General features: G+C 64.1%; 17 protein-coding genes and 1 pseudogene. 7 read left to right on the forward strand and 11 right to left on the reverse strand.

The window, feature by feature from the left end:
* Window positions 1–96: 96 nt before the first annotated feature.
* From B7Z76_RS03900 to B7Z76_RS03920, 5 genes and pseudogenes are all read right to left on the reverse strand, one after another.
* Entirely contained in the window at window positions 97–222 is a 126-nt protein-coding gene (locus tag B7Z76_RS03900) for a hypothetical protein (RefSeq protein ID WP_291342269.1), read from the reverse strand.
* A 54-nt stretch (window positions 223–276) separates the two neighbouring features.
* Complete coding sequence (locus tag B7Z76_RS03905) at window positions 277–1,764, reverse strand: outer membrane beta-barrel protein (RefSeq protein WP_291342270.1); 1,488 nt, start codon at window positions 1,762–1,764, stop codon at window positions 277–279.
* A 107-nt stretch (window positions 1,765–1,871) separates the two neighbouring features.
* The gene (locus tag B7Z76_RS03910; RefSeq protein ID WP_291342271.1) at window positions 1,872–2,618 is read right to left on the reverse strand and encodes a hypothetical protein; all 747 of its coding nucleotides are present in this window, start codon (window positions 2,616–2,618) and stop codon (window positions 1,872–1,874) included.
* 495 nt (window positions 2,619–3,113) lie between these two features.
* Window positions 3,114–3,266, reverse strand: a pseudogene (locus B7Z76_RS03915) (IS3 family transposase); the annotation flags it as partial.
* A gap of 83 nt (window positions 3,267–3,349) precedes the next feature.
* Window positions 3,350–4,762 (reverse strand): PAS domain-containing methyl-accepting chemotaxis protein, encoded by a 1,413-nt coding sequence (locus tag B7Z76_RS03920; protein ID WP_324482243.1) that lies wholly within the window; start codon window positions 4,760–4,762, stop codon window positions 3,350–3,352.
* An 830-nt stretch (window positions 4,763–5,592) separates the two neighbouring features.
* On the opposite strand from B7Z76_RS03920, the gene B7Z76_RS03925 reads away from it, so the two are divergent.
* The 3 genes from B7Z76_RS03925 to B7Z76_RS03935 are packed head-to-tail and all read left to right on the forward strand — an operon-like array spanning window position 5,593 to window position 7,952.
* Window positions 5,593–6,417: an ABC transporter substrate-binding protein gene (locus B7Z76_RS03925; RefSeq protein WP_174503344.1), complete on the forward strand. Its 825-nt coding sequence runs from the start codon at window positions 5,593–5,595 to the stop codon at window positions 6,415–6,417.
* A gap of 15 nt (window positions 6,418–6,432) precedes the next feature.
* Window positions 6,433–7,185, forward strand: coding sequence for an amino acid ABC transporter permease (locus B7Z76_RS03930; RefSeq protein WP_174503345.1), 753 nt, complete (start codon window positions 6,433–6,435; stop codon window positions 7,183–7,185).
* Window positions 7,185–7,952, forward strand: a complete 768-nt coding sequence (locus tag B7Z76_RS03935) for an amino acid ABC transporter ATP-binding protein (protein WP_174503346.1) — start codon at window positions 7,185–7,187, stop codon at window positions 7,950–7,952. Before B7Z76_RS03930 ends, B7Z76_RS03935 begins: the two co-directional genes overlap by 1 nt.
* A 150-nt stretch (window positions 7,953–8,102) precedes the next feature.
* Here the strand turns inward: B7Z76_RS03935 and B7Z76_RS03940 are convergent, their stop codons facing one another.
* On the reverse strand, window positions 8,103–9,326 hold the full coding sequence (locus tag B7Z76_RS03940; RefSeq protein ID WP_291342275.1) for a DUF2235 domain-containing protein: 1,224 nt from the start codon (window positions 9,324–9,326) through the stop codon (window positions 8,103–8,105).
* Window positions 9,327–9,649: 323 nt separating this feature from the next.
* On the opposite strand from B7Z76_RS03940, the gene B7Z76_RS03945 reads away from it, so the two are divergent.
* Complete coding sequence (locus B7Z76_RS03945; RefSeq protein WP_291342277.1) at window positions 9,650–12,544, forward strand: S8 family serine peptidase; 2,895 nt, start codon at window positions 9,650–9,652, stop codon at window positions 12,542–12,544.
* A gap of 25 nt (window positions 12,545–12,569) precedes the next feature.
* Here the strand turns inward: B7Z76_RS03945 and B7Z76_RS03950 are convergent, their stop codons facing one another.
* Window positions 12,570–13,346 (reverse strand): hypothetical protein, encoded by a 777-nt coding sequence (locus B7Z76_RS03950; protein ID WP_174503349.1) that lies wholly within the window; start codon window positions 13,344–13,346, stop codon window positions 12,570–12,572.
* Window positions 13,347–13,838: 492 nt separating this feature from the next.
* Between B7Z76_RS03950 and B7Z76_RS03955 the strand changes: the two genes are divergently transcribed.
* On the forward strand, window positions 13,839–17,126 hold the full coding sequence (locus tag B7Z76_RS03955; protein WP_174503350.1) for an EAL domain-containing protein: 3,288 nt from the start codon (window positions 13,839–13,841) through the stop codon (window positions 17,124–17,126).
* Between the two features lie 126 nt (window positions 17,127–17,252).
* On the opposite strand, the gene B7Z76_RS03960 is transcribed toward B7Z76_RS03955, so the two are convergent.
* From B7Z76_RS03960 to B7Z76_RS03970, 3 genes are read right to left on the reverse strand one after another with little or no spacing between them, the layout of a single operon-like run.
* A complete protein-coding gene (locus tag B7Z76_RS03960) occupies window positions 17,253–18,227 on the reverse strand; it encodes an HlyD family secretion protein (protein WP_291342279.1) in 975 nt (324 codons plus the stop codon).
* A gap of 14 nt (window positions 18,228–18,241) precedes the next feature.
* Window positions 18,242–18,454 (reverse strand): DUF1656 domain-containing protein, encoded by a 213-nt coding sequence (locus B7Z76_RS03965; RefSeq protein WP_174503351.1) that lies wholly within the window; start codon window positions 18,452–18,454, stop codon window positions 18,242–18,244.
* Between the two features lies 1 nt (window position 18,455).
* Window positions 18,456–19,526: an FUSC family protein gene (locus B7Z76_RS03970; RefSeq protein WP_174503352.1), complete on the reverse strand. Its 1,071-nt coding sequence runs from the start codon at window positions 19,524–19,526 to the stop codon at window positions 18,456–18,458.
* A 224-nt stretch (window positions 19,527–19,750) separates the two neighbouring features.
* Here B7Z76_RS03970 and B7Z76_RS03975 point away from each other — a divergent pair, with 224 nt between their 5' ends.
* Window positions 19,751–20,908: a patatin-like phospholipase family protein gene (locus B7Z76_RS03975; RefSeq protein WP_291342280.1), complete on the forward strand. Its 1,158-nt coding sequence runs from the start codon at window positions 19,751–19,753 to the stop codon at window positions 20,906–20,908.
* Between the two features lie 219 nt (window positions 20,909–21,127).
* The gene (locus B7Z76_RS03980) at window positions 21,128–21,415 is read left to right on the forward strand and encodes a DUF427 domain-containing protein (RefSeq protein ID WP_174503354.1); all 288 of its coding nucleotides are present in this window, start codon (window positions 21,128–21,130) and stop codon (window positions 21,413–21,415) included.
* A 34-nt stretch (window positions 21,416–21,449) separates the two neighbouring features.
* Here the strand turns inward: B7Z76_RS03980 and B7Z76_RS03985 are convergent, their stop codons facing one another.
* A complete protein-coding gene (locus B7Z76_RS03985; protein ID WP_291342282.1) occupies window positions 21,450–22,853 on the reverse strand; it encodes an L-serine ammonia-lyase in 1,404 nt (467 codons plus the stop codon).
* Window positions 22,854–22,902 lie beyond the last annotated feature (49 nt).

A 22,902-nucleotide genomic window follows, 5' to 3' on the forward strand; every position in this document is an offset into this window, starting at 1 on the left:
TTGCGTGTCGTTCAGCCAGAAAAGTTCCGCCATGTTCCAAGTCCTCCGAACAGACTTGAATCAGACGCCCCGTAGTCATGGCAATAGGTACAGAACCTAATGATCTGCTTCGCCCTGACGGGCCACTGAACTGAAGACCACGCTCTTGGACAGGATGCGCGACAAATCGACAAACCTGGCGGCGACCAGCAGTTTCCGGCGTTTGGTCAGTGCGCGTTTCACGCGCAATCTAAGGCTCAGGCCGCGGCGCCAGGAGGCATGGGAGACCAGCGGCAATCAGAACAGGAGACCCGCCTCGATCACGCCAGTGACCTGGTCGCGGCCGGTGCCGCTCCTGCCATAGGCCGGCGCGGCGCCAGGCCTCGTCAGGTGCAGGTAGCCGAGATCGGCGCGCGCAAAGAGGTATTTCGATTGCCATGTCGGGGTTACCGAGAGGCCAACCCCCTGCGAGCGCGGCGTTGCGAACCAGAGATCCGGCCCGTTGGAGGCGAAATATTCTCCCCAGGCGCCGATCGAGTAGGGCGACGCACCGAAATGGTAATCGGCGAACACGGCCGCGCCGAAATTGCTGGAAAACCCGTTCAGACCCACCTGATGGTCAATGTTCGCATAAACGTATTGGACTTCCGGCACGATGTTCAGGTTGCCCGAACTGTACGAATAGAACCCGCCGATCATCGTCGAATTCACGAGCGGGGATTGGCTGAGCGGGCCGAACCCGACATGCGCGCTGGCATAGGGCGTGGCAGCGGAACCGTAGACATGCGTCCGCGGCCCCGTGCGCCCGAGATTGGTTGCGCCGGATATCGTGATGCTGTTGCTGGCGTCGGGTGCGTAGCTCACATCCGCCTGAAGGAAATTCCATACGCCGGTATCGAACCCATCGCCGAGCGATGCGGTGACGCCGAAGGGGCCATGGCTGTAGCTGGCGGTAACACCCAGACTCTGCCCGTTCTCGACATAGAAGAGGTCCGTTGTCAGGACGTTGGCATTCTCCCAGTCGATGGCGGATTCATATCCTTCGACCGAGCCGATCTGGCCTGCGGAAATCGTGAAATCACGGGTCGGGGCCAGTGTCAGATAGGCGGCGTAGAGGGGGCCCGTCGGGAGTGCCTGCGCGGTTGCCGGCGTCGGCGCCGTTCCGAGCGTGAACGGCGTCGCCGCGCCGCCCTGGAGGGTGAAGCGCACCAACCCATCGGGTTTTTCGATCTTGATCAGGCCGTTCATCAGTTCCGCGCCGGCCGACTTGCTGGTGCCCAGAAGGCCCGGATCAGCGCTGCTGCCCGCGCCTGACAAGGCATACATGTATCCATCGACCCCGCCGGTGACATCGAGAGTGCCGAACGGTCCAGCCTGAAGATGCAGTGGCGCCGGGCCCTTCATCGCCTCCGCGAGGGGCGCCCTCAGGAGCGATACGACACAGACAGCGACCAGCGCGCGAACAGTCCTGCACGGGACATGACGGCATCCCGATATCGTCTTCATGGGAGGCAATGACCTTTCGTGATGTCGAGGGGAAAGCACATACCAGATCAGACGCAGAAAGACGCCTGCCCGGTTGATGCATCGGCTCCCGCCAATGGGAGGGTGGCGTGTCGAGCGCCGCAAGGAGAATGCCGCAGCGTTTGGCTGAAATGCCACTTCGCGCTTGGTGATCAACCTGTGTCCGGCGGCAAAACCCGGCGTTCGACGCTGCTTGCCGGCGTCTTGGTCCTGTTCTTGCTGGAGCATCATCCGATTCATCAGGATCGGAACGTGGTCCAAGCCATCACGCCCTCGCGGCGGGGATCAATGGAATCGCATCGACAAACAGCCGGTTGTCGCCCCCGCTCCGGCCAGCTGTGCCAACACGGCCAGGCGGGGCGGGGAGATCAGGCGTCCACGGCTGCTGCGCGCTGCTTCGCCCGGCCGGTGAACCTGCGCAGCCCGCTGGACATATGCGGATCGCAGAAATGCGCCAGGGCTGTGGCTCGCAGTTGTGTGGGATCGCAGTCGGCATTCGCGTGCACGGTGCGGTAGCCCCAGAAGAAATACAGGTCGCCAGGATTGAGCACGACCTCCTTGAAGGCGCTGCCGCCGGCCTTCGCCCCGCAGCGCAGCAGCCCCTGGCGGAACTTGTTGTCCAGGAAGATCTTGTCGACCAAGTTCTGCAGGTACGAGGAGCGCACGCCGCGGCGCCGCTTGCGGATGATCAAGTGCCCGGCTTTTTCGCCCTGCGGGATAATCACAGGCAGCAGAGCGGTAATATAGTACGAATCATAGTGGAAGAAATAGGACTGGCTGCCGCCAGTCTCGCCCTTCACGCAGCGCAAGACATTGTAGAGCGACTGCTTGGGCGGCTCCTTACCCGAAACTCTTCTGTATATGCGGCGCATCAAGTCAAGAAATTCTGGCGACTGCAAGACCGGAGCGAAGGGCGTCGGCGTCGCACCGGTGAGGGTCAGAGCGACATACTCACCATGATTGTCGGCGACTTTCTGCTCGACGAACGCCTTCAGCGGCGCAAGCGTCTCCGGCGGGGCAAAGCCGCGCAATACACCGATGCCTTCTGCGTTGATCTCGCTGATCAGGGCATCGATGTCCGCGTCGCTTACGTTCGAGCTGGAGTTTATCGGCATTTCCAATTTCCTCGCGTCTACGCAAATTCTAAACATTTTTTTTAAGTTTTTTGATATCGTTTTAAAATGTTATCAATCTCTTAATATTATGACTAGTGGGTTTTCAGCAGCACAGAGCCGCAACCGCTCTTGCGGCATCCGAAATGCGCAAGAGTCGGTCCAAGATCATGCCTTGTCTTGGCGAAATCTTCCGAGCATCGGCCGCACCGACGCGCAGCGAAGGAATGCCAAGGCATTTCGGCCGAGGCACGAGGGCATCCATCAGCAAGGCCTGCGTATCGACGAGGACGTGACGCTTCTTGACGCCATCAGACCCTCCGTGGCCATTCCACCGATATTTCGGGCCGGAGGAACCCTCGGCTGGTCTGAGCGCCAAGGTCCCGCCATTCAGGAGTAGAGTTTCATCCCCGGGTGATGCCTACGATCGGGCGCAGGTGCAACAGAAGCTGATTTTTCCTGCCACCTCTGCCGGGGTTTTGTGGCCCAGGCTCGAATGGGCGCGATGTAATGCCTTTCCACGTTCCGCTCTTTCGAGCAGCGCAGGATCGACATGCTGGTGAGCGCAGTGCCGTTGTCGCTGACCACCATGAGCGGGCGCGCCCCCCGCTCAGTGATCGCCATATCCAACTCGCGCGCCACCCGGGCGCCGCCTCGCCAAATCGACGGCTCTTCATCTCGTCCGTCTCCCTGATGGAGCGGACTCTGCTCATTCCTGGAGGAAATCCACGGGCTCAGACCACTGCGCGCGCCGACAACTGCCTTGGCGCCAACGGCCTTGATCCTGGCAGAGATTTCGGCGGCGACCGAAACATGAGAGAATCGGACTGTTCACGAGTGTTTTCGGGATTTCTGCTTGCGACATCCAACCCTATTTTGAATCGCGAGATCAGGTTTGAGAGAAGATCTACTTCCTTGGAGAGATTATGATAGGACTCTGTTGATTCCTGAACCATATTGGCGTTCTGCTGGGTCGTCTGATCCATCTGGGTGACGGCAGAATTGATCTCGTTCATGCTCGTTGCCTGAGCCTTCGGGCCTATAGCGATTTCGGACATTATCCCGTTGACCTCCGCGACTTGCACAGAGATTCGCTCAAGCGACGTGCCCGTCTCGGCCACGAGTTTTACGCCCAGCTCGACTTGCGTTGTCGAGGTTGAGAGGATGCCTTTGATCTCTTTGGCAGCCTCGGCAGAGCGTTGAGCAAGCGCACGCACTTCGGAGGCCACGACGGCGAACCCGCGTCCTGCGTCGCCGGCTCGCGCAGCCTCAACGCCGGCGTTGAGGGCGAGCAAATTTGTCTGGAATGCAATTTCGTCCATGACGACGATGATTTGATTGATGGTCTGTGCGGAGGATGCGATATTCTGCATCGTGCCGACGGCTTGGTTCACGATGGTCGCACTGTTCCTGGCGTCTTTATCAGCATTTGAGACGACCTGACGTGCGTGCGCTGCGCCGTCCGCAGATTTCTTGATCGTCGAGGTGATCTCACTAAGTGTCGCGGCAGTTTCTTCCAGGCTCGCAGCCTGCTGTCCAGTTCTGCTTGCGAGATTATCCGATGCAGCCGACATCGTGAGAATTCCAGAATAGATCGACGCGGCAGTGGAATTTACAGCGGAAACTACTTCTTCCAAATTTCCAATTGCCGAATTGAAGTCCAGACGCAATAATTCATAATCTTCAGGAAATTCCTCGTTCAGTCGGAACGTCAGATTTTGGTTCGCAAGCTGCTTCAGCGCAGTCGCGAGTTGCGCGACGGTTTTTGCCTGAGCTTGGCTCGCCAACGCTTGAGCCTCTTCAGCAACCTTTTGGGCATGAATATCGACGACAGACCCGTAGGATCGCAGCGGTTCGCCGTTGGGCCCGCGCAAGGTTCCGCACGTCCCGCGGAACCACCTGTATGATCCGTCATTCGTTTTCAGCCGGTAGGAAAAATCAAAAGGCGTTCTCCCGCTATGATCGGCGAGATGTGCGATATAATGGCTGATTGTAGGTTCGGCGTCGTCCGGATGTAACCTGTCAGACCATGAAGTCATAATGTCAGGGAAGTCCGTCTCATTGTTAAATCCGAGCAAGCGGCGCATTTCCGGCGAAAATGTCCAGCGACTATTTTGATGAGTGGGATCACCTTGATAAATTACGATCTACCAAAGACCAACACCTGCAAAATTATCGAGCACCCTCAACCGCTCTTTAACCTCGTGTAATTCATTTTTTAATTCGGCATAGACGTCTTGATTTTTAAAAAATGAAAATAATGCCATTGCAAATGAACTCCGGTGTGGGTGATATATGGCTTCTCATGGTTCCGCTACGGGACTTCCATGTAAATTCAGCTTCTCGGTAGAGGTTTATCTTATCACCCAAGATGCATCAAAAATCAGACCTCGTGCATTTATCGATTTTGTTAATTATTAATTTACTATTTGTCATCATTTATAACATAAAATCGTCTTCTTGCCAACGGTTAAAACTTCGTATTGAAGCGGAGATGGGCCGGACTGGCTTGTAGCGACTGTATAAAGACAAGCTGATCGAGTTGGTCCTGCGACTGCACCGATCCGACAAAACCTCGCGAACTGGTCGAAGTCGTCTTCGACGGACAAGAAAGCGACCCGCGAGACGACCATCGGTCGACTCCCGATCGTTCCCCTCGGACAACGCAAAGACGCGCCGCCGGATACGCCCCGCCTGATGGCTGGTGCGATTCCCCCGCTCTCCGATCCGGTATCGTCCTGCCGAAGACCCGCCCTACCGACATATCGCCTGAAACAAATCTTATCGCTTTTCTTTTAATCACTCGTCTATAAACACATCCATAATTGATGATTTAATAGTCATATTACTCTAGTACCGCATAATTTTTGTCATTTTCATGTTGGCGACCCGGATCGAATAGCCTAATTTTTCTCCATTCGGACTGATCCTGACAATTTCGTCACCAGGTCCGCCCCTTTGTGAATGGAGACTGCACATGATCCGAATGAGACCGCTGCTCCGGGCCATCGGCGCGCTGGCCGGCGCCGGACTTGCCGGGCTGGCCAGCGCGCATGCGGCATCGCCCGCCTTGCCGCCGGGCATCGCGAAATCCGGCACGCTGCGGATTTGCAGCGCCGTCAACCTGCCGCCCATGGAGTTCATGAACGAAGCGACGAAGCCATCCGGGCTCGACATCGACCTCGGCGATGCCGTCGCCAAGCGTCTCGGCGTGAAGACCGAATGGATCAACATGCCCTTCGCCGGCCTCATTCCCGCCCTGCTCGCCTCGCATTGCGACATCATCATGTCGCAGCTGTTCATCAAGCCGGGCCGGCTGAAGGTGATCGACGAAATCCCCTACATGGTCTCGCACGAAGCCGTTCTCGTGAAACCGGGCGCGAAGCCCGTCCCCTCGCTCGAGACCCTGTCCGGCAAGAAAGTCGCCACCGTGACGGGCACCACGGCAACGGTGCTGCTCGACGCCGCGAACAAGAAACTGCACGCCGCCGGGAAAACGCCGATCGACATCGTGATGTTCCCCGAAAACACCCAGGCCCTGCAGCAGCTCCAGTTCGGCCAGGTGGCGGCCTATGGCGTCGCCTATGAAACCGCGCGCTACTACATCCACAAGGCGCCGGGACAGTTCGCGATGGGCGGGCCGCCCTATTTCACGATCGCGACCGGCATCGGCATCCGCAAGGACGAGACCGTGCTCAACAAGGCGATCAGCTTCACGCTCGCCGGCATGATGAAGGACGGCACCTACGCCGCGATCTTCCGGAAATGGGATCTCGGGATCGACATGCTGAAGCATGGCTGAGCGCGGAGCATCATTGTGCATTTCGATTGGATCTATTTCTGGCACCAATTGCTGGAACCGAGCGGCGCCTTCCTGCAGGGTCTCTGGCTGACGATCATGATCAGCATCGGCGGGCAGGCGATCGGCCTCGCGATCGGCCTGCCCGCCGCCCTCGCCCGGCGATCCCGGATGCGCGCCCTGCAATGGCTGGCGCGCACCTATATCTTCCTGATGCGCGGCACGCCGCTGCTGGTGCAGATCGTCTTCATCTACACCGGCCTCGCCGCCGCCGGCATAATCCGCTTCCATGACATCCATCTCGGCGGCATCACCCTCGCCGGCAATGTGCAGGCCGGCATTCTCGCACTCGGGTTGAACGAAGGGGCCTACATGGCCGAGATATTCCGGGCCGGCATCGACGCGATCGATCGCGGCCAGACCGAGGCCGCCAAATCCCTCGGCATGGTGCCCTGGCAGATCCTTCGCCATGTGGTGCTGCCCCAGGCCCTGCGGGTGGTGCTGCTGCCGATCGGCAACCAGTTCAACATCATGCTCAAGAACTCGACGCTCGTCAGCGTCATCGGTGTCTCTGAAATGCTTCTCGTGACCGAGACGATCAATTCCGCGACCTTCCGCACCTTCGAGCTCTATTCCGTGCTCGCCATCTACTTCCTCGCGCTGACGACGATCTGGGGCGTGGTGATGGCAAGGATCGAACGCCGGATGGACCGCCCGTCCGACCATGGCGCGGTACATATCGTCCCCACCCCACTGCCGGAGTCCGCCTGATGCAGCCGCTCCTGATCGAGGCAGAGGACGTCGAAAAGCGGTTCGGCAACACGAAAGTGCTCGACCGCGTCAGCTTCGGCGTCCGCCGTGGCGAAACCGTGGTGCTGATCGGCTCTTCCGGCTCGGGCAAGACCACGCTGCTCCGCTGCATCAACCATCTGGAGACGATCAATGGCGGGCGCATCGTGGTGAATGGCGGCCTGATCGGCTTTCGCGAGCAGAACGGTAAGCTGGTCGAAGACCGGGAGGTCAACATCGCCCGCCAGCGCCGCGATGTCGGCATGGTGTTCCAGCGCTTCAACCTGTTCGCCAATCTCGACGTGCTGGACAACATCATCCTCGCGCCGATGAAGGTGCGCGGCCGGCCCCGGGCCGAAGCCGTGGCGCAGGCCGAGGCGCTGCTGGCCCGCGTCGGCCTCGCCCACAAGGCAAGGGCGATGCCCTCGTCACTCTCGGGCGGGCAGCAGCAGCGGGTTGCCATCGCCCGCGCCCTCGCGATGCAGCCGGCGGTCATGCTCTTCGACGAACCCACCTCGGCGCTCGATCCCGAAATGGTGGGCGAGGTTCTGGCGGTGATGCGCGATCTCGCGCAGGACGGCATGACGATGATGATCGTCACGCACGAAATGGGCTTCGCCCGCAACGTGGCCGACCGGATCATCGTGATGGATCACGGCCGCATCGTCGAGGACGGCCCGCCTGCCGCCCTGTTCGAACAGCCCGCGCACCCGAAGACGCGCGCGCTGCTCGGACACCGTCATGCCTGACCTGCCGCCGCCGCGGCCCCGGGCCTGCACCCGCCGGGCCGCGGCGTCAGAGCATCATCCGATCGGATGGAGTCATCCGATCGGATAAAGATGCTCGACTTATCAATATGCTAGAGCACTACATCCGATCCAATCGGATCGGAAAGTGCTCTAGTCCGTCCAGTCGGGCGTCTTCGGCATGTTCACCGGGCGATAGGCCGGCACGCATGCCATCCGCGCGGCCACGGAGCGGTGGATCAGCGCATCGTCCGGGATGAGCCGAGGCTCGCCCAGGGGCAGATAGACGCCGAGAAACCCGGCCCGTCCGGGCCACTCGCGCCATTTCAGGCGTTTCGGAATGATTTCGAACAGCCACCAGAAACCCTTGAGCGAGTCGTGCAGCTTCGCCTCCGGCGACGGGGCGGCATAGACCCGCCTGGCGCCGGCGCGCGCCTCGCCACGCGCAACCTCGTCCAACATCGCATCGTTGATCTGCAACCCGGCATGCCTCGCCTGCTCGATCATCCACAACAGCGGATATTTCGATGCTCCGCTCTCTGCCTCCGGATAACCGCCCCCGACATCCGCATGCACGCCGGCGAACCACACCTGCCTGGTGTCCTGCGCGGCGCGGCCACTGTCGCTGAAGGGATCGGGCTTGAAGGTCTGGGGCTCGCGCCAGGGCAGCAGCCGGAACATGCGCCGCCGCTCATCGATCGAGATCGCCTGGCGAAAGATTGCGACACCCGGGTCCGTCCGGGTGAAGCGAAGGGTCTGGAAATCGGGCAGCAGCCGGTCGCGGCGCGGCACGATGACCGCGGACACGGTGTCCCAGACCCCGACGAACCTGATCGTCACCGCCCGCCCGCCGGCGACGCGGCGGAACTCCCATGCCGCCGGCAGGCCGGCCGCAACCTCCGCCTCCGGCGCCGCGGCGCGCAGCGCAGCCTGGTCCTCGACCCGCCGGGTCCTGTGGCTGTCCCGGCTCGCCTTCTTGAAGGCCGTGAACGCATAATCCGCGAGGTTGAGCTGGGCCGGCGGCAACAGGCCGATCACGTAGATGAACGCGGCCAGCACCCGGACCTCATAGGCGCCCCGGCTGAACCCGAACAGCCAGATCGCATCGCCCGGCTCGTACTGGCTGCACAGGAACCGGTAGGCATCGAGCACGGCATCGTCAAGGCCATAGCCGGCGACCACGCCAAGAAACTCCTTCACGTCCGACTTCAGTTGCTGCCAGGTATCGAAAGCACCGACCGTGCCGACACCGGGGCTGTAATAGACCACCTGGTTGTCGGTCTTCTCGAGGATCCGGAAGAGCTTCAACACATTCGTCTGCGTCGCCTCGATCTGATCGCCAGTCCCGTCACAGCAAATGACGATGTTTTTCGACATGACGTTTCCCCGCGTGTCACGCGCTGCAACCCGGACGGGCAGCGACCGCCATCGGCGTGACGAATTCCAGATGTCTTTTTAAATCCCGCTCCCGCCCCTGCAAGAACCGGCCTTGCTCTATCTTTTTAATAATTTGAGCATCTTTATTCGATCAGGTGGTTCCATCCGATCGGATGATGCTCAGGGCCGCAATGAAGCTGGCACCGCCCCTTCGCGACGGGGTGGGCGCGACGGGGGGGACTGATTTCCCGTCCCTGTTTTTAGGCCCGATATCAGCGCCCGGACTCAGAAATCATTAAGATTCTGGCCGTAAACTTTGGATCATGATCCTCTCCAGGCGCTCCCTGCTGCTCGCCGCGACCGCTCTCAGCCTGACCGCCTGCTCCGGCGGAGGCGGCGGTTCCTCGTCGATATCCGGCCAGCCGACCCCCCCGCCGCCGCCGCCAAGCAACAATGCCGCCGGGGCAGGCGCCGGCGCATCGGCCACGGCGACGAATATCGGCGGGATCTCGGTCTATCTCGGCCCGCAAAGCACCAATGTCTATCCAACCTTCAACCAGTACACGCCGACCAACGTTCTCCCCGTCCTGCAGGCGGGGATCACCGGCGCCGGCGTCGCGATCGGCGTGCTGGACAGCGGGGTGAACACCTCCGTCTCGTCGCTGAGCGGCCGCATCGCCTGGTTCAATTCATACACCGCGCTGGGGAACGCCACCGTCTCGGCCAACAATCTCGCCTCGGCGAACGATCCCTTCGGCCATGGCACCGTCGTCACAGCACTGCTCGCCGGCTACCAGCAGGGCACCTACGGCAACAATTCCGGCCCGACGAATTTCTTCCCCGGCGGCGTCGCCCCCGGCGCGACCGTCTATGCAGCCCAGATCTGCGACTCCACCGGCGCCTGCCAGCTCTATACGAAGCCGTATCAGGACCTGCAGGCCCAGGGCGTCCACCTGTTCAACAATTCCGTCGGCGAGAACGCCAGCGACTACAGCAGTGCCGCGGCCGCGCAGTCCGCATCCCAGGCGGTGGGCACGCTGTTCTCCGCCCTTCCCGCCAACAACCTGTATGTCTGGGCGGCGGGGAACAACCCGGCCAATCCCGGCGATATCAGCGTCGAGGCCGAGGTTCCGGTCTACACACCCTCGCTGCAGCCGCAATGGCTCGTTGCCGTGAATGTCGATATCGGCACCGATGGCAAGGTCTCGGGCCTCGATCCCTCGTCGGACGCCTGCGGCGTCACGGCACAATGGTGCGTGTCCGCACCCGGCTACGTGCAGATCCCGATCGTCGCCGGCACCTCGTTCGTCACCGGCTACGGGGTCGGCACCTCCTTCGCGACCCCGATCGTGACCGGCACGGCGGCGCTGGTCTGGCAGAAATTCCCGTGGTTCACGCCCGCCAACGTCACCGACACCATCCTGACGACGGCAACCCATCTCGGCGCCGGCACCGGACCGAACAGCACCTATGGCTGGGGGCTGATCAACGCCGCGGCCGCGGTCAACGGGCCGGCGGCCTTCGCCTTCGGCACCTTCGCCGCCGATATCGGCGTCGCGCAGTCGACCTTCGCCAACCCGATTGCGGGATCGGGCGGCCTTGCGCTGTCGGGCACGACCGGCACCCTCACGCTCGCCGCGGCCAACACCTATACCGGCGGCACCACGGTCAGCAGCGGCAACCTGAACCTCACCGGCAGCCTCGCATCGGGCGTCACCGTCACGGGCGGCACCTTCGGCGGCTCCGGCACCGTCACCGGCGATGTCGTGGCGAGCAACGGCACGATCATCAGCCAGGGCTCTGTCGGCAGCGCCCCCGGCCTGACCATCAACGGCAATTACACGGCGCAATCCGGCGCCAATACCGCGATCGCCATCGGCACGCCGCTCACCGTCACCGGCACAGCAAAGCTCGCCGGCAACGCGCAGGTGCTGGCGCCACCCGCCTCCTACACGCCGCAGGCAACCGAAATCTTCATCAGGGCCGGCACCATCGCGGGAACATTCACTGCCCAGACCTATGGGGCCGGGGTGTTCTACACTGTGGGCCAGTTCGCCTATGGGCCGACGACCGTCACCGCAACCGTCGCTGCCTCCAATGTCGCCCAGGTCGCCAGCGTGATGCCCGGCGCGACGACGGCCTCGGTCGCCGGCGGCGCCGCGATCCAGAGCGGCCTCGAATACGCAACCTCGACATCCACCGCCGGCTCGGCGCGTTCGGCCGAATTCATCAGGACCGCCGGACAGATCCTCGCCGCGACCACGACCCAGCAGGCCCAGGCCTCCCTCACCAGCGTCTCCGGCGAAGCCTACCCGACGATGCGGACGGTGGGGGCCTCGGCCGAACTGTCGCTGCTGGACACGACCGCGCAGCACATCGCCTTGTCCGGCACGCCCGGCAAGACGACCACCTGGCTGCAATATGTCGGCGATTTCGGCCGCTTCGGCACGAAAGGCTCCGACGGCGTTCGGTTCAGCAGCAATGGCTTCACCGCCGGGTTGGACACCCCAGTCGAAGGCGCCCTCTCGCTGGGCGGCGCGATCAGCCACATCTCCTATTCCGGCTCCCTCTCCGGCGTCGGCGGCCGGGGCAACGACGATGTGAACACCGCCGATCTCTACGCCCGGTATGGTGGCGATACCGGCCCCTACGCCGCCGCACAGCTCGCCTATTCCTGGATCGACGGCCGGGTTCACCGCTCGATCTACACCGCCAGCTCAACCCTCGGCGTGGCCGGCACGATCAGCGACAACATGATCGCCGCTGCCGGCGAGGTCGGCTACAATGTGGACGGGCTCGACCCGTTCCTCTCGATCACCGACATCCGCTATGACAGCGGCGCCACCAGCGAAACCGGCGGCAACGGCTTCGGCCTGCTCATCCGCGGCCAGTCGGCGAATTATGCCTTCGCCACCGCCGGGCTGCGGGCCAATGACGATATCATCGCCATGGGGCGGGTCATCGCGCTGCACGCAACGCTCGCCTGGCGCCACACCATCGACAATGCCCGGTTCATGACCGCCAGCTTCACCGGCACACCGGGCGCGGCCTTCCGCAGCTACGGCCAGGACATGCCCGCGAACGAGGGGATCGTCGGCCTTTCCCTCGCGGGCGACCTCGCCGGCGCCTGGCGCTGGCAGGCCGGCTGGACCGCGACGATCGACGGTCTTGGCCTGGCCTCGAACGCGCTCGACGCCGGCGTCAAGGTCCGGTTCTGACGCCGCCCGCCCGGACGCGTCCCCATCACGGCGCAGATGTGGCGATGGCCTCGCGCTGCCGGCGATAGCGCAGGCAGATATACAAAATCGCGACCCCGACCCCGCCGGTGAGCACGAGTGCCACATCCGGCGTGCCATAACCAAGCCCGCTGGTCTGCACCGGCTTGTCGAACCAGTCGGCGAAGGAGGCCCCCATCGGCCGGGTCATGATATAGGCGGTCCAGAACGCGGCGACCTCGTTCAGGCCGAAGGCGACATACGCAATCCCCGGCAGCGCGAACAGGATGGAAAACAGGATGGCCGAATTCAGGTAGCCCATGCCGAATGTCGCGGCGGTCAGGTCGCCGGCCGCGGTGCCGAGCGCGAAAGTCGCGCTCACGGTCGCCCAGTAGAACGCCTCGCGCCGCGGCGTCACCACGGTATCGATCGAAAGGCTCCGCTCGCTCGCCTTCCACCCCCACAGGATCAGGAGCAGGCTCACCGCGAACAGGCCGGTCGATATCGCATAGGGAACGCCGAGCACGACGTGGATCACATCCGCCACCATGGTCCCGAAAATCGCGACCATGACCACCAGCAGCCAATACACCGCCGGCACATGAAGCCGCGTGGCGAACTGCAGCGCGAGCGCGAGCAGGAAGCCGATCCCGCCGGCAGCGACCGCGAGATACGGATTGGTGTGGAAGACGAGAAAATCCGACGTTGCCTCGCCCATCGCGGTGGAAATGATCTTCGCCACCCAGAACGAAACGGTGATTTCGGGAACCTTGGTCCCGTAATAGCGGTCTTCGTCCAGACGCATGAAGGTTCGTGCAAGTCCCAAGGCACCCAGATCCCTGCTGATTTCGGATCACGCTGGAATGGGCAAGCCGGCTCAGGATCGCAAGGCCCACCACGAAAGCCGGCAATAAACGTCTCGTGAGCGCCGCCGCACCCGGCATGCAAAGCCTTGCCCGGCCGAACTTGTGCGCTCGACCGAAATTTCAGCCGCCTCGATGTCGATGCAACGAATGCTGCAAAATTGATTCATGCCAGATATGCATATTTAAATATAATTTTCATATTCATGTCGTGTAATGGAAATAAATCGACCGGGTGAGCGCCGTTATCGCACGCACCGACGAGTCAAATTGAAAATCCCAGAGCGAAGCCCGGCGCGATCAAACGATGATCGCGTCAGACTGTCTTAATTTTTGCACTTCATAATGACCATGCGCATCATGGACGTCGCCCAGCCTCATCGACTGATCAACCGGTCAGTGTGACTCGCTCCAGCCACCGAAAGGGTGTCCACGTGTCATTGTCCGAGACTGAAACCAGACGTCAGGACGCGCTGGCACGCTACGAGGTCGTGGATACGCCGGCCGAGGAAGGCTTCAACCGCTTCGTCCATATCGCCGCCCAGGCGCTGGGCATGCCGATCGCCCTCGTCTCGTTCATCGCGTCCGACCGGCAATGGGCGAAGGCGCGTCACGGCATCGATCTCGAATGGTCCCTCCGCGAGCATGCCTTCTGCGACCACACGATCCGGTCCGACAGCGTTTTCATCATAAGCGATGCCCGGCAGGACGAGCGCTTCCGCGACAATCCGCTGGTGGTCGGGCCGCCGCATGTCCGCTTCTATGCCGGCGCGCCGATCATCACGGCGGATGGCTACCGCATCGGCGCCATGTGCGTTCTCTCGACCGAGCCGTGCAAGGGCTTCGATGCCGGGAAGCAGCGGCTGCTCTCCGATCTCGCGCAATCTGTGATGACCGAACTCGAATTGCGGCGGGCCCATCGCGAGCAGTCGAAAATCGTGGCCGATCTCGCTTTCTGGAACCGCGTCTCCGACGCCATCGCCTCCTCGCCGGATTTCGACACGGCACTCGATCACACGCTGTCCTACTGCGCCGAGCGGACCGGCGCCGCGCTGTGCTTCCTCACCGCCTACCATCCAACCCAGGGCATGATCGAATACGTCAAGGGGCATCTCGATCCGTTCGGCGGCTTGCGGGGGCTCGACGTTTCAAAATGGTCCGGCGCCTATCCCGTCGGCTATCTCAGCTTCGGCGCCAGCCTCGCCGGGGGTCTCGTCTCCGACAGCGATCCCCTGCGCGAAACCGACCCGGTCCATGATTTCCCGCTGCTGCACGATCTCGTCCGCGCCGGCATCCGGCGGCAGATGGTCTATCCGTTCGATCTCGCCAAACGCCGGTTCGGTCTCGTGCTCGATTTCGAAACGCCCGTCATCGATGACGCGATGGGATGCCTAGTCAGGGAGTTCATCGGCCGGCTGATCCCCTTGCTGATGGGGCGCCTGCGCGAGGATGCGCTGGAAAACGCCAACCGCACCCTGCGCATGATCCATGCCTCGTCCGATGCCTTCGCGCAGGCCGACACGCCCGACGCCCTGTTCACCCTGGCCTGCAAGCTGGCCGTCGATGTCGGCCTCTACGACACGTGCTGGATCGGCCTTGCACAGGACGATGCCGCGCGCTCCATCCGCATCGTCGCCAGCGCCGGACAGGACAGGGATTACGTCAGGCAGCTGCGCCTCTCCTGGGCCGACACGCCGGCAGGCAGGGGACCATCGGGCACATCCATCCGCGAAGGGCGGATCGCCGGCTGGTCCGACATCAGGATCGACCCGCGATACGAACCGTGGCGCGACAAGGCCGCCGCCGCCGGCTTCCGCGCCAGCGTCTCCATCCCCTTTCGCACCGCGGGCAAGCCTGGCATCGGCACGTTCACGCTCTATTCGGCCAACCCGATCGCCTTCGGCGAGGAGGAAAGGCGCCTGCTGGAAGAACTCACCACCAACCTGACCAAGGCGCTGCAGGACATCGCGACGCGGCAGGAGCGCGACGCCGCGCTGATGGCCCGCTCGATGAGCGAACAGCGGATCGAACGGCTCCTCACCGCGAGCGCGACGGTGCTCTACGCGCTCGCCTTCGAGCCCGCGCCGGGGCACGCCACACCCACCGAGATCAGCCGCAACATCCTCGACATGCTGGGCTATGCGCCGGAGGAGATCCACGGGCCGGAATGGTGGCAAAGCCACGTCCATCCCGACGACCTGCCGCAGGCGAGCCTCGGCATCGCCCGCGTTCGCGACGCCGGGCATTACACGCATCGCTACCGGATCAGGCATCGCAACGGCAATTATCGCTGGATCCGCGATGAAATGACGCTGCAACGCGATGCGCAGGGCCAGCCTGCGGGCGTCGCCGGCGTCTGGATCGACATCACCGCGCATCGCACCGCGGAGGAGGAAATCTACCGTCTCGCCCATCTCGATCCGTTGACCGGCCTGCCCAACCGCCGCCTGCTGAACGAGCGCCTCGGCGTCATGCTGAGCGAGGCGCGGCGCACCGGCGCGCGCGGCGCCGTCCTGTTCATCGATCTCGACCGCTTCAAGAAGATCAACGACATGCTCGGCCATACCGCCGGCGATGCGGCGCTGACCGAAGCCGCCCGCCGCCTGCGCCTCGCCATCCGCGCAACCGACACCATCGCCCGCATCGGCGGCGATGAATTCGTCGTGCTGCTCGGCAGCGCCGGCGCCACGATCGAGGACGCGGCGTCGCATGCGACGATGGTCGGCCGCAAGATGATCGACGCGATGACCGGCCAGCCGATCAGCATCGGCGAGCGGGACTATCATCTCGGCGCCAGCATCGGCTTCACCCTGTTTCCAAAGCCGGCGGACACGATCGACACGCTGATCCGCGAGGCCGACACCGCCATGTATCAGGCGAAGGCGGGGAATGGCGATGTCGTGATGTTCCAGCCCGCGATGCACCAGTCGATCATGGTGCGCCACACGATCGAGGACGAGATCCGCGCGGCGCTGAAGACCGGGCAATTCGAGCTCTGGCTCCAGGACCAGGTGGATGACGATGGCATGCCCGTGGCCGCCGAGTCCCTGGCCCGGCTGCGCAAGAGCGATGGCCGGATCGCCAGCCCGGCCGAATTCATCGGCATCGCCGAATCCTCCGGCCTTATCATCCCCCTCGGCCGCTGGCTGCTGCGCGAGGCATGCTCGATCCTCTCCCGGATCGCCCCCGGCAGGCCCGGCTTCGGGCTGTCGGTCAACATCAGCCCGCGGCAATTCCGCGATCCCGCCTTTGTCGGCGACGTCCTCGCCGCGATCGACGATTTCGGCATTCCGCCGGATCGGCTGACGCTCGAAATCACCGAAAACCTGCTCATCAACGACACGCTGGCGATCGGGCAGGTCATGGAAACCCTCGCCGGGCGCGGCATCCGCTTCTCGGTCGACGATTTCGGCACCGGATATTCCAGCCTGCACTATCTGCGCCACCTCCCGATCCATGAAATCAAGATCGATCGCGGCTTCGTCACCCATGTCCCGCACGACATCTCCTCCATCGCGATCGTCGAGGCGATCCTCGCGATGGCGCACCGGCTCGATCTCGATGTCGTCGCCGAAGGCGTGGAGACGGAAGACCACGTCGCCTTCCTCAGGTCGCGCGGGCGCATGCGGATGCAGGGATATTTCTTCGCCGAGCCGATGAACTTCACAAGCTGGCAGGACCGGCACGCCATCACGCGGCGCAGCCTGGTCAGCGAAAGCTGATCCTCCGCCACGCCTGGAGCAACTTCCGATCAGATGATTCCATCCGGATCGGATGACGTGCTCTATCTTGTTGATAATTAGAGCATCTTTATCCGATCAGATGATTCCATCTGGTCGGATGATGCTCTAGCGCCCGCCGGAAGCCGGGGTGACGATGCGCACCGTCGCGGTCATGCCAGCGGCGAGGAACAGGCCCGGCGGCACATGGTCGAGCGTCACATGAACCGGGATCCGCTGCGACAGCCGCACCCATGAATACACCGGATCGACGCGCGGCAGACCGCTGCGCGCGTCCTGCATGTTGGCATCGGCAATCCCGCGCCCGATCCCCTGCACATGGCCATCCAGCACCCGGCCGGGGTCGGACATCAGCTCGATCCGGGCCGGCGCGCCCGGCCTGATCCGGTCGAGCTCGGTCTCCTCGAAATACGCGGTCACCCAGAGTTCGCCGGTATCGACCATCGTGATCACGCCGCTGCCGGCATGGGCATAATCGCCTTCATGGGCGGTGAGATTGGTGATCGTGCCGCTCACCGGCGCGCGGACCACCGTGCGCGCGAGATCGAGCGCGGCCTGCGCAACGCCCGCCTCGTCCGCCTGCACGCGTGCGGCGGCGGCCCGTGCGGCGGCGGCGGCATTGCCCCGCGTCTCCGCCGAAACCGCGATCGAGGGCAGCCGCGCGCGCCGCGCCGCATCTGCCGCCTTCATCCCCGCGATCGCCCGATCGGCGGCGAGTGTTGCCTTCGCCACCGCGAGACGATTGGCGAAATCCGCCGGATCGATCCTGAACAGGACCTGCCCCTTGCGCACGCGTTCATTGTCATGAACCGCAACCGCGACGATCCGGCCCGAAATCTCCGGCGCCACCGTCACGGCGAAGGCGCGGACCCGCGCATCCCGCGTCCAGGGCGTGGCGTCGTAGCGATGCCAGGCGGCGAAGCCGAGCCAGAGCGCAGCGGCAACGACGATGAGCGTCGCGAGGCCGGAAAAGATCGGCCGATAGCGCCGCCCCGGCGCCGCCCCGGGCGAGGTGGGGTGTGGCGAGGTCGGGTGTGGCGAGGTGGGGCGCGGCAGGGCCCGCCCCAAGATGGTGTCGAGCATGTCGTCTCCGGAAATCACAGCTGCCGCATCCCGAGGATGAGTGAAGCGACCGTGCAGACATAGATGGAAAGCATGAACAGCGGCCAGTTCCACACCGCCCGGTCGATCCGCAGGCGGGTCAGCCCGCGGCGGAGGATGTCGGTCAGCAACACCGCGAGCAGCAGCATCGGCACCGCCGGCTCGATCCCGATCCCGAACATCGACATTTCGGCAAGCGCGGGCATCATCTCAGGCGCCATCCCGATGCAGCAGGTCACGGATCGGCACGAGGCCGAGAAAGGCCCCGATCGAGACGAGCACGCCGAAAATCATCGCCATCGCCTCGTTGAGCGCGCCGCCGAGATCGAATGAAAGCGTATTGGCCGGGTCGGCCGCGAGCATGAACGCGAGATTGTAGCCGGTCGCCGGGCCCTGGGTCCGGGAATCGGCAAGGCCGATCCCGCCGAGCATCAGGAAGGGCAGCAGTACGAGCGTCTCCTCGCCGAAGCTCGCGCTGCGCGTGAACAGCGCGAACCGGACGAACAGGCCCAGCAGCGTCCCCAGCAGGAACCCGCGCAACATGCCGAGCGTCGCGGCGACCTTCGATGGATGCGCCGCGAACAGCAGCGCCGCGGCGCCGGACATCAGCACGAAGAACGGCCCGTCCTGCCATTGCGACACATACCAGAACGCGCTGGCCAGCATCACGGCCAGGCCCGCCCGCACGCCGTTGCGCCTGGCCTGGCCCGGCACCGGCGAGGCGGCATGAACCAGCGTCGCCACCCGGTGCCCGTCGAACAAGATCGCCGCGCCGCCCGCGCAGAGAATGCCGAGTGCGACCTCGGCCGTGCGGCTCGCCGCGACGATGAACGCGCCGTTCGGGTCCGCCACACTGCCATAGGACACGATCCCCGAGGTCAGCCAGGTCAGCGCGAGCGCGTAAGACTGATACTGGCGGACCCTGGTGCCGACGAAGGCGCACGCCCCCGCCCACAGCGCCATCGCGAGATCGAACACCAGCGGCCGCTGCGCGAACAACGCGACGATGACGATGCCGGCCGCAGCCCCCACGATCGTGCCGATCATCCGGTAAAACGATTTGACGAAGGCATGGTCGAGCGAGGGAACGCTCACGGTCAGCACCGTCCACGCCGCCCATCGCGGCGTGTCGAGATGCAGCGACATGGCGAGATAGAGTGCCAGCAACGCCGCCGCCGAGGTGCGCAGCGCGAACGCCGCGTCCGATGGCAGGTCGCGCAGCAGATCCGCCGTGGCACCGCGCAGGCTCTGCCCGGCGGATGAGGATTGAAGGGCGCTCATGGTCCATGAGAGGTATTCGCGTCCGCAACCGGGAGTTAGTCCCCGCACCGACTTAGACTTATGCGAAATCAATGCTGAATGGCGCGGCATCCCTCCGGCGAAACCACGGTCCCTCCCGCGTGCGTGGAATCTTTCGCCGCGAACGCACGAACGGGTTTGCTGTCGGTTCGGCCGGCCGGGCCTGCTATCATGCGGTCACCAGATCATCAGGCAAGGAATCAAGGATGACGAACCCCCGGGCACCGGCGCGGCCAGCCTCCTACGACAAGACCATCGGGCTCGTGTTGCAGGGCGGCGGCGCGCTCGGCAGCTACCAGGCCGGCGTGTACGAGGCGCTCGCATCGTCCGACTACCTGCCCGACTGGGTCGCCGGCATTTCCATCGGCGCGATCAACGCGGCGATCATCGCCGGCAACGAACCCGCCAGCCGCACGCGGCGGCTGCGGGAATTCTGGGACGAGATCACCGCCCCCACTTCGTGGTGGCCAATCGGCCTCGCCGGCCCGCTGGAGCAGTGGCAGCAGCGGCTTGGCGCGCTTGCCGCCATCGCCTTCGGCCAGCCGGGTTTCTTCGCCCCGCGCGACGTGCTCGACTGGCTGTCGACCAGGCCGCCCCTCAGCTATTACGAAACCCGCAATCTCAGGCGCACGCTGGAACGGCTGGTCGATTTCGACCGCATCAACACCGCGGGCGAAACGCGGCTCAGCGTCGGCGCGGTCAATATCCGCACCGGCCGGCTGGTCTATTTCGACAGTGCCGAGATCGCCATCCTCCCCGAGCACGTGATGGCGAGCGGCGCGCTGCCGCCGGGCTTCCCGCCCGTGGAGATCGACGGCGAATACTATTGGGATGGCGGCCTCGTCTCCAACACGCCGCTGCAATACGTGCTCGACTATTATCCGCGCCGCAGCCGCCTGACCTTCCAGGTCGACGTGTTCCACGGCTCCGGGATGTTGCCGGACAATCTCGAAGCCGTCGCCGAGCGGCAGAACGACATCCGCTATTCGAGCCGCACGCGGGTGGCGACCGAGATGTTCCAGCTCCGCCACGAGGTCCGCCACGCGATCAACGAGCTGGAAAAGCTGCTGCCGCCCGAAATCCTGAACACCGACCAGGGCCGGCGGCTGCACGCCTTCGGCTGCGTCACCGAGATGGACATCGCCCAGCTCATCTACCGTCCCGCCGCACCGCAGGGTGCGGCGAAGGACTACGAATTCAGCCGCCCCACGATGAACGCCCGCTGGGAGCAGGGGCTGCGGGACGCCACCACCACCCTCGAAGCGGCACCCTGGCTCGCCCCCAAGGCCAGCGAGGTCGGGGTCCGGGTCTTCGATGTCATGCACGACATCCTGGGCGTCCGCCCCGATCGCGGCAAAGGATGATAGAGCATCATCCGATCAGATAGAATCATCTGATCGGATAAAGATGCCCTAATTATCAATATAATAGAGCACGACATCCGATCCATCAGGATCGGAACGTGCTCTAATACAAGAGATGGTGATACAAGAGATGCCGACACAGGGCGGGGGTTGGCGGCGATCCGTCGCATGCGCGGGCATCTCGTCCCGCCCCGCCGCGCAAACGCAGGAGACCACCACATGATGAAAGCCGTCTGGAACGGAACTGTCCTCGCCGAATCCGCGACGACCGAGATCGTCGAAGGCAATCACTATTTCCCGCCCGAGGCGCTGCGGCAGGAATTCTTCCGCCCGAGCGACACCCGCACGACCTGCCCGTGGAAAGGCACCGCGCATTATTATTCGATCGCCGTCGGCGAGCAGACCAACCCCGACGCCGCCTGGTTCTATCCCGAGCCGAAAAGTGCCGCCAGCCGCATCGCCGGCAGGGTGGCGTTCTGGAAGGGCGTGCGGATCGAGGCCGGATAGCCAGCCGCGCGCCCCCTCCAGGCGGGCGGCAGGCTCAGCACTCCGGCAGGTTGACCGCGAGGCCGCCGGTCGAGGTTTCCTTGTATTTCGTGTTCATGTCGATGCCGGTCTGCCGCATCGTCTCGATGCAGTTGTCGAGCGGCATGAAGTGCCGGCCATCGCCGCGCAGCGCCATGCTCGCGGCCGCCACCGCCTTGATCGCGCCCACCCCGTTGCGCTCGATGCAGGGCACCTGCACCAGCCCCTTGGCCGGATCGCAGGTGATCCCGAGATGATGCTCCAGCGCGATCTCGGCCGCGTTCTCGATCTGCGCGTTGGTTCCGCCGAGGGCCGCGCAAAGCCCCGCCGCCGCCATCGCCGCCGCCGAGCCGACCTCGCCCTGGCAGCCCACCTCCGCCCCCGAGATCGAGGCATTGTGCTTGATCAGGCCGCCGATCGCCGCCGCCGTCAGCAGGAAAGTCCTGATGCCCTCCGGCGTCGCGCCGTGGCAATGATCGCGATAATAGCGGATCACCGCCGGCACGACGCCGGCCGCCCCGTTGGTCGGCGAGGTGACGACGCGCCCGCCCGCCGCGTTCTCCTCGTTGACCGCCATGGCGTAGACCGAGATCCAGTCATTCACGACATGCGGCTGCACAGCGTTCAATCCCCTCTCGGCGAGGAGCTGCTGATGGATCGCGCGCGCGCGGCGCCGCACCGACAGGCCGCCCGGCAACACACCCTCCTGCCGCAGCCCGCGCGAGATGCAGTCATCCATCGCCGACCAGATCGCATCGAGCCGCGCATCCAGCGCCTCGCCCACCAGGACGCGCTCATTGGCCCGTTTCATCTCCGCGATGCTCAGGCCCGCTTCCGCCCCCATCGCCAGCATGTCGGCAGCGCGGCCGAACGGATAGGGATAGCCCATCGCCGCCGTCTCGTCCGCGAGCCGGGCGTCGCGCCCGCGCGCGGCGGCAAGCTCCTCGGCGGTCTGCACGAAGCCGCCGCCGATGGAATAATACGTGCGCGACAGCAGCAGCGTTCCATCCGGCGCGCGCGCCTCCAGCACCAGCCCGTTGGCGTGGCCGGGCAGCGGCGGCCCATAGTCGAAGATCAGATCCTCCGCCGGCGCGAAGATCAACGGCGGCAGCCCCGCCGCGCGGATCACTCCCGTGCGCCGCAGCTGCACCTCCTCGCGCTCCGCGCTGTCGGAGTCGATCGTGGCCGGCTGGAAACCGAGCAGCCCGAGGCAGACCGCGCGGTCGGTCGCGTGCCCGCGGCCGGTAAAGGCCAGCGATCCGTGCAGCCGCGCCGTCAGGTGCAGGCTCTCGCGGCGCTCCCGCCCACACGCGCAGCACAACTCCTCCAGAAACCGCGCGGCGGCGACCATCGGCCCGATCGTGTGCGACGATGAAGGGCCAATGCCGATCTTGAAGATATCGAATACCGACAGGAACATACCGGCTCCGGTTCGCAAGGGGGCGGTCAGCCGCCCGAAAGGACGCGTC

Source organism: Acidiphilium sp. 20-67-58 (assembly GCF_002255515.1).
GTDB lineage: Bacteria > Pseudomonadota > Alphaproteobacteria > Acetobacterales > Acetobacteraceae > Acidiphilium.

What these genes read in the sequence shown, in the direction of transcription:
- B7Z76_RS03910 (WP_291342271.1), bottom strand. Translation starts at nt 2,618, where the DNA reads ATGCCGATAAACTCCAGCTCGAACGTAAGCGACGCGGACATCGATGCC.
- B7Z76_RS03925 (WP_174503344.1), top strand. Translation starts at nt 5,593, where the DNA reads ATGATCCGAATGAGACCGCTGCTCCGGGCCATCGGCGCGCTGGCCGGC.
- B7Z76_RS03935 (WP_174503346.1), top strand. Translation starts at nt 7,185, where the DNA reads ATGCAGCCGCTCCTGATCGAGGCAGAGGACGTCGAAAAGCGGTTCGGC.
- B7Z76_RS03940 (WP_291342275.1), bottom strand. Translation starts at nt 9,326, where the DNA reads ATGTCGAAAAACATCGTCATTTGCTGTGACGGGACTGGCGATCAGATC.
- B7Z76_RS03945 (WP_291342277.1), top strand. Translation starts at nt 9,650, where the DNA reads ATGATCCTCTCCAGGCGCTCCCTGCTGCTCGCCGCGACCGCTCTCAGC.
- B7Z76_RS03950 (WP_174503349.1), bottom strand. Translation starts at nt 13,346, where the DNA reads ATGCGTCTGGACGAAGACCGCTATTACGGGACCAAGGTTCCCGAAATC.
- B7Z76_RS03960 (WP_291342279.1), bottom strand. Translation starts at nt 18,227, where the DNA reads ATGCTCGACACCATCTTGGGGCGGGCCCTGCCGCGCCCCACCTCGCCA.
- B7Z76_RS03965 (WP_174503351.1), bottom strand. Translation starts at nt 18,454, where the DNA reads ATGATGCCCGCGCTTGCCGAAATGTCGATGTTCGGGATCGGGATCGAG.
- B7Z76_RS03970 (WP_174503352.1), bottom strand. Translation starts at nt 19,526, where the DNA reads ATGAGCGCCCTTCAATCCTCATCCGCCGGGCAGAGCCTGCGCGGTGCC.
- B7Z76_RS03975 (WP_291342280.1), top strand. Translation starts at nt 19,751, where the DNA reads ATGACGAACCCCCGGGCACCGGCGCGGCCAGCCTCCTACGACAAGACC.
- B7Z76_RS03980 (WP_174503354.1), top strand. Translation starts at nt 21,128, where the DNA reads ATGATGAAAGCCGTCTGGAACGGAACTGTCCTCGCCGAATCCGCGACG.
- B7Z76_RS03985 (WP_291342282.1), bottom strand. Translation starts at nt 22,853, where the DNA reads ATGTTCCTGTCGGTATTCGATATCTTCAAGATCGGCATTGGCCCTTCA.